This window comes from Klebsiella sp. AqSCr, from assembly GCF_008452795.1.
Lineage (GTDB): Bacteria > Pseudomonadota > Gammaproteobacteria > Enterobacterales > Enterobacteriaceae > Klebsiella > Klebsiella pneumoniae.
On record NZ_MJDM01000004.1, the window covers coordinates 163,934 to 173,495 of the forward strand.

9 protein-coding genes are annotated in these 9,562 nt (G+C 57.7%); 5 read left to right on the plus strand and 4 right to left on the minus strand.

The window, feature by feature from the left end:
• Positions 1-19: 19 nt before the first annotated feature.
• Positions 20-1,213, minus strand: a complete 1,194-nt coding sequence (acrA, locus tag BHE81_RS03380) for a multidrug efflux RND transporter periplasmic adaptor subunit AcrA (protein ID WP_004177236.1) — start codon at positions 1,211-1,213, stop codon at positions 20-22.
• A 142-nt stretch (positions 1,214-1,355) separates the two neighbouring features.
• On the opposite strand from acrA, the gene acrR reads away from it, so the two are divergent.
• Positions 1,356-2,006, plus strand: a complete 651-nt coding sequence (gene acrR, locus BHE81_RS03385; protein ID WP_002892080.1) for a multidrug efflux transporter transcriptional repressor AcrR — start codon at positions 1,356-1,358, stop codon at positions 2,004-2,006.
• A 129-nt stretch (positions 2,007-2,135) separates the two neighbouring features.
• Positions 2,136-5,483 (plus strand): mechanosensitive channel MscK, encoded by a 3,348-nt coding sequence (gene mscK, locus BHE81_RS03390; protein ID WP_004142927.1) that lies wholly within the window; start codon positions 2,136-2,138, stop codon positions 5,481-5,483.
• Positions 5,484-5,518: 35 nt separating this feature from the next.
• Here the strand turns inward: mscK and BHE81_RS03395 are convergent, their stop codons facing one another.
• The 3 genes from BHE81_RS03395 to priC all read right to left on the minus strand — a co-directional run bounded on the left by BHE81_RS03395 (position 5,519) and on the right by priC (position 7,199).
• Positions 5,519-6,418: an Rpn family recombination-promoting nuclease/putative transposase gene (locus BHE81_RS03395; RefSeq protein ID WP_023342970.1), complete on the minus strand. Its 900-nt coding sequence runs from the start codon at positions 6,416-6,418 to the stop codon at positions 5,519-5,521.
• A gap of 67 nt (positions 6,419-6,485) precedes the next feature.
• Positions 6,486-6,659, minus strand: a complete 174-nt coding sequence (rsmS, locus tag BHE81_RS03400; protein ID WP_002892136.1) for a pleiotropic regulatory protein RsmS — start codon at positions 6,657-6,659, stop codon at positions 6,486-6,488.
• 12 nt (positions 6,660-6,671) lie between these two features.
• Positions 6,672-7,199, minus strand: coding sequence for a primosomal replication protein N'' (gene priC / locus BHE81_RS03405; RefSeq protein ID WP_002892142.1), 528 nt, complete (start codon positions 7,197-7,199; stop codon positions 6,672-6,674).
• A gap of 69 nt (positions 7,200-7,268) precedes the next feature.
• Here priC and BHE81_RS03410 point away from each other — a divergent pair, with 69 nt between their 5' ends.
• From BHE81_RS03410 to dnaX, 3 genes are all read left to right on the plus strand, one after another.
• Complete coding sequence (locus tag BHE81_RS03410; RefSeq protein ID WP_023342969.1) at positions 7,269-7,646, plus strand: DUF454 family protein; 378 nt, start codon at positions 7,269-7,271, stop codon at positions 7,644-7,646.
• Positions 7,647-7,796: 150 nt separating this feature from the next.
• Complete coding sequence (gene apt, locus BHE81_RS03415; RefSeq protein ID WP_002892145.1) at positions 7,797-8,348, plus strand: adenine phosphoribosyltransferase; 552 nt, start codon at positions 7,797-7,799, stop codon at positions 8,346-8,348.
• Between the two features lie 92 nt (positions 8,349-8,440).
• Positions 8,441-9,562, plus strand: a 1,122-nt coding sequence (dnaX, locus tag BHE81_RS28535) for a DNA polymerase III subunit gamma/tau (protein ID WP_142370618.1), incomplete at its 3' end; no start/stop codon positions are given.

Below are 9,562 nucleotides of genomic sequence, written 5' to 3' on the forward strand. Positions count from 1 at the left end.
TTAACGGCTCCTGTTTAAGTTAAGACTTGGTTTGTTCTGATGGCGCGTTGCCTGCGGCTTGCTGTTTATCATCAGAAGCTACTTCCTGCGCTTTTACCTGCACACCTGGTTTGATTTTTTGCAGGCCGGTGACGATAACGCGATCGCCGGATTTCAGACCGTCAGTGACCAGCCATTTATCGCCGATCGCCTGAGAAGCAGTGACCTGGCGGACTTCAACTTTATCGCCTTCCCCCACTACCATGACGCTGGCGTCGCCGCGCGGCGTACGGGTAACACCCTGTTGCGGTACCAGCAGGGCGTCAGGGTTAATCCCTTCTTCCAGACGGGCACGGACGAACATCCCCGGAAGCAGGGTGTGATCCGGGTTCGGGAAAATAGCGCGTAGCGTGATTGAGCCGGTGGTCTGATCGACGGTGACATCCGAGAATTCCAGCGTGCCGGACTGCGGATACTTAAGACCGTCATTAGTCACCAGCTCCACTTTCGCTTTGCCGTTTTCCTGTTTCAGGCGGCCGTCGGCTAGCTCCTGCTTCAGGCGCAGGAAATCATTGCTCGACTGGGTGACGTCAACATAGATCGGATCCAGCTGCTGAACGGTTGCCAGGGCGGTCGTTTGACCATTCTGTACCAGCGCCCCTTCGGTCACGGCGGATTTACCAATCCGGCCGCTGATCGGCGAGGTGACTTTGGTGTAGGCCAGATTGATGCGCGCGGTTTCAACGGCCGCTTTCGCCGCGACCACGGCCGCATTGCTCTGCTGCGCCGTCGCAACGGCGGTATCGTAGTCTTGTTGACTAATATATTTGGTGCCCAACAGTTTCTGATAACGCTTGACCGTCAGTTGATCCATGTTTGCCGCCGCCTGGGCTTTTGCCAGGTCGCCTTTGGCGCTGTCATAGCTGGCCTGATAGGTGGCTGGATCGATCTGATACAGGGAGACGCCGGCCTGGATATCGCTACCTTCCACGAAGTTACGTTTTAAAATAATGCCACTGACCTGAGGACGGACTTCCGCAATGCGATAGGCGCTGGTGCGGCCTGGCAGTTCGGTGGTTATTTGTAGAGGTGCGGATTTGAGCGTCACAATACCGACTTCCGGCATGTGCTGGGCTCCCTGTTGAGCCGGTTTATCGTCACATCCTGTTAGCGCTAAGCTGCCTGAGAGCATCAGAACGACCGCCAGAGGCGTTAACCCTCTGTTTTTGTTCATATGTAAACCTCGAGTGTCCAATTTCAAAATGTTCAGTGGCTCAAACAACCACAAACCCACTACAGTCTTTCTATTATGGTCATGCTATGGTACATACATTCACAAATGTATGTAAACGTAACCTCTGTAAAGTCATTAACCTATGGCACGAAAAACCAAACAACAGGCACGTGAAACCCGGCAACTGATTCTGGATGTTGCTCTGCGTCTGTTTTCGCAGCAAGGCGTATCATCTACCTCGTTGGCAACAATTGCAAAAGCTGCGGGTGTAACGAGGGGGGCTATCTACTGGCATTTCAAGAATAAATCAGATTTATTCAACGAAATTTGGGAGCTGTCAGACGCCAGTATTAGCGATCTCGAAATTGAGTATCGGGCAAAATTCCCCAACGATCCACTCTCAGTTATCAGGGAGATTCTAGTCTATGTTCTTGAAGCGACAGTGACAGAAGAACGTCGACGATTAATGATGGAGATTATCTATCATAAGTGTGAGTTCGTCGGTGAAATGACCGTGGTGCAGCAGGCCCAGCGGCAGCTCTCCCTGGCGAGTTATGAGCGTATCGAGCAGACCTTGAAAGAGTGCATCGCGGCGAAGCTGCTGCCCGCCAATTTACTCACCCGGCGGGCGGCCGTGTTAATGCGCAGCTACCTTTCCGGGCTGATGGAAAACTGGCTGTTTGCCCCCGATTCGTTCGACCTGCATGCGGAAGCGCGGGACTACGTCGCTATTCTGCTGGAGATGTATCAATTCTGCCCGACGCTACGCGGCCCGGAGAGCTTGTCAGCTTAAAGGTAGCGCGCGGATGGGCGTGAATTTTTAGCGCCGTCCGCCGCTATTCGCCAGCGCTGAGAAGTGCTATTCTGCGCGCTTGCGACGACCCCCGGTATTCTCCGGTATTTGCATTCATTCATATTAACTATGCTGCACACGATCTCCAGGCAACGCGCCACGTTCATCTTTATTATCACGCTGCTCTGTTTTATTGGCCTTTTCAGCCCAGTCCAGGGCCGCGCCGCGGATCTCCCCGATCGGGCAGAGGTGCAGAGCCAGCTCAATACGTTAAACAAGCAAAAAGAACTGACTCCGCAGGACAAACTGGTCCAGCAGGATCTGACTCAGACGCTGGAAACGCTGGATAAAATCGAGCGTATCAAAAGCGAGACGGCACAGCTGCGACAGCAGGTCGAGCAGGCGCCGGCGAAGCTGCGCCAGGCGGTGGAGAGCCTCAATAACCTGAGCGATGTCCCGAACGACGAAGCGACGCGCAAAACGCTAAGTACGCTCTCCCTGCGTCAGCTGGAGTCGCGCGTCACCCAGACGCTGGACGATCTGCAGAATGCGCAAAACGATCTGGCGACCTATAACAGCCAACTGGTTTCCCTGCAAACGCAGCCGGAACGCGTGCAAAATGCGATGTTCAACGCCTCCCAGCAGCTGCAGCAGATCCGCAATCGTCTGAATGGTACCTCGGTGGGCGACGAGACCCTACGCCCGACCCAGCAGGTGCTGTTGCAGGCTCAACAGGCATTGCTCAACGCGCAGATCGAGCAACAGCGCAAGAGCCTCGAAGGCAACACTATCCTGCAGGATACCCTGCAGAAGCAGCGTGACTACGTCACCGCCTGGAGCAACCGGCTGGAGCATCAGCTACAGCTGCTGCAGGAGGCCGTGAACAGCAAACGGCTGACCCTGACCGAGAAAACCGCCCAGGAGGCGGTTACCCCCGACGAAACGGCGCGTATTCAGGCCAACCCGCTGGTCAAGCAGGAGCTGGATATTAACCATCAGCTCAGCGAGAAGCTGATCCAGGCAACAGAGAACGGTAACCAGCTGGTGCAGCGCAATATCCAGGTCAAAAACTGGCTCGACCGCGCGCTGCAGTCTGAACGGGATATTAAAGAGCAAATTTCAGTTCTGCGGGGGAGCCTGCTGCTGTCGCGTATTCTTTACCAACAGCAACAGACATTACCGTCGGCGGATGAGCTGCAGGATATGACCAACCGCATCGCCGACCTGCGGCTTGAACAGTTTGAGGTGAACCAGCAGCGCGACGCGCTGTTCCAGAGCGATGCCTTTGTCGCCAAACTGGAGGAGGGGCACAGCAGCGAAGTGAACGATGAAGTCCACGCCGCGCTACTGGAAGTGATCGACATGCGTCGCGAACTGCTTGATCAGTTCAACAAACAGTTGGGCAACCAGCTGATGATGGCCATCAACCTGCAGATCAACCAGCAGCAGCTGATGAGCGTCTCGAGCAGTCTGAAGGAAATTCTGACCCAGCAAATTTTCTGGGTGAACAGCAATAAACCGATGGACTGGGAGTGGATTAAGGCCTTCCCGGAGGCGCTGAAAGGTCAGTTTAAGGCGATGAAAATCACCGTGAACTGGGAAAAAGCGTGGCCTGCGGTGTTTGTCGCTTTCCTGGCCGGTTTACCGCTGCTGTTGATTGCCGGCCTCATCCGCTGGCGTCTGCAGTGGCTCAAGGATTATCAGGCAAAGCTTGCTTCCCAGGTGGGACAGCTGCGCAACGATACCCAACTGCATACGCCGAAGGCGATCCTGATCGATCTGATCCGCGCCTTACCGGTGGTACTGTTGATTCTGGCTATCGGTCTGATCTTACTCACCATGCAGTTAAATATTAGCGGACTGCTGTGGGCGTACAGTAAAAAGCTGGCTATGTTCTGGCTGGTATTTGGCCTGTGCTGGAAAGTGCTGGAAAAGAACGGCGTCGCGGTCAACCACTTTAATATGCCGGCGCAGTTGACCAGCCACTGGCGGCGGCAGATTGTTCGCGTCAGCCTGGCGCTGCTGCCGCTGAATTTCTGGTCGGTGATTTCCGAACTGTCGCCGCTGAACCTGATGGACGACGTGCTGGGGCAGTTGGTGATTTTCTTCAACTTACTGCTGATCGCGGTGCTGGTTTGGCCGATGTGCCGGGAAAGTTGGCGCGATAAAGAGTCGCACAGCCTGCGCCTGCTGACGATCACGGTGTTGTCTATCGTTCCGGTGGCCCTGATGGTGCTGACGGCAACCGGCTACTTCTACACGACGCTGCGTCTGGCGGGACGCTGGATCGAGACCGTGTATCTGGTGATGATCTGGAACCTGCTGTACCAGACCGTGCTGCGTGGCCTGAGCGTGGCGGCGCGGCGTATCGCCTGGCGCCGCGCGCTGGCGCGCCGTCAACATCTGGTGAAGGAAGGGGCGGAAGGCGCCGAGCCGCAGGAAGAGCCAACTATCGCTCTCGAGCAGGTCAACCAGCAGACGCTGCGCATCACCATGTTGGTGATGGTCGCGCTGTTCGCGGTGATGTTCTGGGCGATTTGGTCTGATTTGATCACCGTTTTCGCCTACCTCGACAGCATTACCCTCTGGCACTACAACGGCACCGAGGCGGGGGCCAGCGTGGTGCGCAGCGTGACGATGGGCAGTTTGTTGTTCGCCATTGTGGCGTCAATGGTCGCCTGGGCGCTGATCCGCAACCTGCCGGGTTTGCTGGAGGTGCTGGTGCTGTCGCGGCTCAACATGCGTCAGGGGACCTCCTACGCCATCACCACCATTCTCAACTATGCGATTATCGCTATCGGGGCGATGACGGTATTCGGGGCGCTGGGCGTCTCCTGGGATAAACTGCAATGGCTGGCGGCCGCGCTGTCGGTTGGTTTAGGTTTTGGTCTGCAGGAGATCTTTGGTAACTTTGTCTCCGGCCTTATCATTCTGTTCGAACGTCCGGTGCGCATTGGGGATACGGTCACTATCGGAACCTTCTCGGGGACGGTAAGCAAAATCCGTATTCGCGCCACCACCATCACCGACTTCGATCGCAAAGAGGTGATTATCCCGAACAAGGCGTTCGTTACCGAGCGCTTGATCAACTGGTCGCTCTCCGACACCGTGACCCGGGTGGTGATCCGCCTCGGCGTCGCCTATGGCTCAGACCTGGATAAGGTGAAAGAGGTGCTGCTGAAGGCCGCGCACGATCATCCGAAAGTGATGCAGGAGCCGGCGCCAGCGGTTTTCTTCACCACCTTCGGGGCCAGTACCCTGGATCATGAACTGCGTCTGTATGTTCGTGAACTGCGCGATCGCAGCTACACGGTGGATGAGCTCAACCGCGCCATCGACCGCCTGTGCCGGGAGAATGACATCAACATTGCCTTTAACCAGCTGGAAGTTCATCTGCGCAATGAAAAAGGCGATGAAGTTACCGAAGTGAAACGGGACGGGAAAGGCGACGATCTGGCGCCCACCACCGCGTCCTGATCGAAGAGGGGCGGCGCAAAGCCGCCCCTGCTGTATCAGGGCGCCAGCGCGGCGAGTTCTTCATCGCTCAGCCCGGTGAGCTCCTGCACGGTTTGACGTTCGAGGCCGCGCGCCAGCATTCTGGCGGCGATGCTGCGGGTAGCTTCCTGCTCACCCTCTTGCTGTCCCTGTTTACGGCCTTTCTCTTCCAGCCATTCGGCAATGGTCATCATCAGCTCCTTATGCCTGGGCGACTGCGCCGCCAGCGTGCGGATCAGGGCCCCCGGATGTTCCGTAGTTCCCGCCTGCAACATATAGCGCAGCAGCGTATTCAGCTGCGCTTCTGTCAGATAGCCTTGCGTCATCAGCGTAATCAGCGGCACCTGCAGCTCGGCCAGATCGCGATGGCGGATATGCTTTTGCAGCAGCTCCAGCATGGCCATCCGCCGATGACGGGCGATCTGATTATCTGGCATTACGGTGAGGTCCACCAGCGGAAAATCATTGCTATAGAGCGCCTTCGCCAGCGCCGGATCGGCGAATAGCTGTTGCCAGTTGCGGGCCCAGGGCCAGGGGCTCACTTTGCCGTGATAAAACAGAATCGGCACCACCAGCGGCAGAGTGTCGTGGCCGGCGTCCAGATGACGCTGCATGGCGGCCAGCGCATAGCGCAGCAGGCGAAACGCCATCAGCTTGTCCGGGGTACTCTGGTGCTCAATCAGCGCGTACACATAGCCCGGTCCATGACGCGTGCGCAGTGAGTAAAGGATATCGGAATAGCTGGCGCGCAGGTCCTCTTCAACAAAGCTACCGGAGACCAGCTGCAGCGAATCCAGTTCGCAGATCGCCAGAAACGGCGCGGGGAGGTACAACTGCAAAAAATCCTTCGCGACCGCCTGATGCATGAGCATCTGGCGAAACACCGCGTCGTGTGGGGTTTGACTGACTTTTTCCATCAATATTGTCTCCAGTGGCGTCATGCGCAGAGGACCAGACTGCCAGCACACTGCCGGAGACAACATCCTACTTCTCTGGGTTTTGCGACCCGCTTTCCGCGTTTTTTAACTTGTTTGCATAATCCCGCCGGACAATTTCCAGCGCGCTCAGCACGGTTTGCGCCGGGATCTGATGCGATTCCAGCAACATGATTAAATCGACGGCCAGTTTGACCTCATCGGATGCATTTTCCAGCGACATCGGGCTCTCCTGTTAGCGCGTCAGCCGCGCCAGTACGTTTTCAATCTTGTCCAGCGCCTGTCGGCAGCGCGCCAACCGGCCGCTGTAGGCTTCAACTTCTTTCCCCAGCCGCTGCTGCTCGTCAAGGCTGGTCGCCTGCGCCAGCTGACGCTGGCGTTGGTCGCGCATCGCCAGCAGGCGGCGCTCATACTCCTGATGCTGCAGGCGACGGCGCTGCCAGCGGCTCAACGTTGGCGACGCGTGGTCCCAACTGCGCAAGGACCAGGTGGCGGTTTCACGGCGCAGCGCGGCGATTTGTGCCGCCAGACGCTCGGCAATCCAGACCACTTGCGGCAGCTGCTGGCGCTCGACGGCCTGGCGGAGCTGGTTAAAGTTGTGTTGGGCTTCCGCCAGATAGGCCTGCATCAGCGTGCTGCGGGTGTGGAAGAGCTGGCGGTCAAAGCGCGGGCTGAGGGTCGCGTGCTCCGCCAGCGGCGCCACCAGCGCGGCCAGCTCACTCAGCTGGTCGTTCAGCGTTTGTAAAAGTTGAGCAGTTTTCACCAACCCCCTCCATTTTCCGTCAGCCAACTGTGCTACAGTAGCCTCATCTGTTTGATAACGATTCGCATTATGCCACCTGTTATTTTAACCATTATCGGCTGGCTGGCGGTAGCGTTGGGTACGCTGGGCGTCTTCTTACCGTTGCTGCCGACGACGCCGTTTATTCTGCTCGCCGCCTGGTGCTTTGCCCGCTCATCGCCGCGCTTTCACCAGTGGCTGCTGTATCGCTCCTGGTTTGGCGGCTATCTTCGCCACTGGCAACAGTACCGCGCCATGCCTCGCGGCGCTAAACCGCGCGCCATTGTGATGATCGTGGTGACTTTTGCTATTTCGCTATGGCTGGTTAAGCTTACGTGGGTGCGCATCATGCTGTTGGTCATTCTGGCCTGTCTGCTGATCTTTATGTGGCGCATTCCGGTGGTTGACGCAAAGCAACAAAAGCACTGATGCGCAATAATGCCTGTTGCAATTGTTGCCGACAGCCAGTAAATTCTGGCGTTTTCGAGCGCGGGCAAGCCTGGTCAAAGGTTAAACAAATGTTTCTTTGGCCCCTTTTGCACGCCCGTGGGTAATACCGTTTCAATCAGGCATACACTTATGACCGCAACTGCACAGCAGCTTGAATATCTGAAGAACAGCATCCAGAGTATCGAGGATTATCCAAAACCTGGCATTCTTTTCCGCGATGTCACCAGCTTACTGGAAGACCCGAAGGCCTACGCGCTTAGCATTGAACTGCTGACCGAGCGCTACAAAGACGCGGGTATTACCAAAGTGGTAGGGACTGAGGCGCGTGGCTTCCTGTTTGGCGCCCCGGTCGCGCTGGCGCTGGGCGTGGGCTTTGTTCCGGTACGCAAGCCGCGTAAGTTGCCGCGTGAAACCATCGCCGAGACCTATGAGCTGGAGTATGGCACCGATCAGCTGGAGATCCACGTTGACGCCATTAAACCGGGCGATAAAGTGCTGGTGGTTGACGATCTGCTGGCGACCGGCGGCACTATCGACGCCACGGTCAAACTGATCCGCCGCCTCGGTGGCGAAGTGCACGATGCCGCTTTCATTATCAATCTCTTCGATCTGGGCGGCGAACAGCGCCTGGAGAAGCTGGGGATCCACTGCTACAGTCTGGTGCCGTTCCCGGGCCACTAAGCAAATCCCTCCACATAGCCTCGCCGATCGGGCGGGGCTGTGATAGCATGACCCCTTCGTGATTTCACCTTCCAGCGTTTCAGAGCCAGCCCATGAGTTATCAGGTCTTAGCCCGTAAATGGCGCCCACAAACCTTTGCTGACGTCGTCGGCCAGGAACATGTGCTGACCGCACTGGCGAACGGCTTGTCGTTAGGGCGCATTCATCACGCTTATCTTTTTTCCGGTACCCGCGGGGTCGGGAAGACCTCCATCGCCCGTCTGCTGGCGAAAGGGTTAAACTGTGAAACCGGCATCACCGCCACCCCCTGCGGCGTGTGCGATAACTGCCGGGAAATTGAACAGGGGCGCTTTGTCGATCTGATTGAGATTGACGCCGCCTCGCGAACCAAAGTCGAAGATACCCGCGATCTGCTGGACAACGTCCAGTACGCGCCGGCCCGCGGCCGCTTTAAGGTCTATCTCATCGACGAAGTCCATATGCTGTCGCGTCACAGCTTCAACGCGTTGTTAAAAACGCTGGAGGAGCCGCCGGCGCACGTCAAATTCCTGCTGGCGACAACGGATCCGCAGAAGCTGCCGGTAACGATCTTATCCCGCTGCCTGCAGTTCCACCTGAAGGCGCTGGACGTTGAACAGATCCGCCATCAGCTGGAGCATATTCTTGGCGAAGAGCAGATTGCCTTTGAGCCCCGCGCGCTGCAGCTGTTGTCGCGGGCGGCCGATGGCAGCCTGCGCGATGCCTTAAGCCTGACCGATCAGGCGATTGCCAGTGGGGAAGGGCAGCTGACGGCCGCATCGGTGAGCACCATGCTCGGCACCCTTGATGACGATCAGGCGCTGTCGCTGATTGAAGCGCTGGTTGCTGCCGACGGCGAGCGGGTCATGGCGGGCGTCAATGACGCCGCCGCACGCGGCGTCGAGTGGGAGGCGCTGCTGGTCGAGATGCAGAGCCTGCTGCACCGCATCGCCATGGTTCAGCTGTCGCCTTCGGCGCTGGGCGCCGACATGGCCGCGGTCGAAGTGCGGATGCGCGAACTGGCGCGAACCGTACCGCCCGGCGACGTTCAGCTCTACTACCAAACGCTGCTGATTGGCCGCAAAGAGCTGCCTTACGCCCCGGACCGGCGGATGGGCGTCGAAATGACGCTGCTGCGTGCCCTGGCGTTTCATCCGCGTAAGCCGCTGCCGGAGCCGGAGGTGCAGCCGGCACAG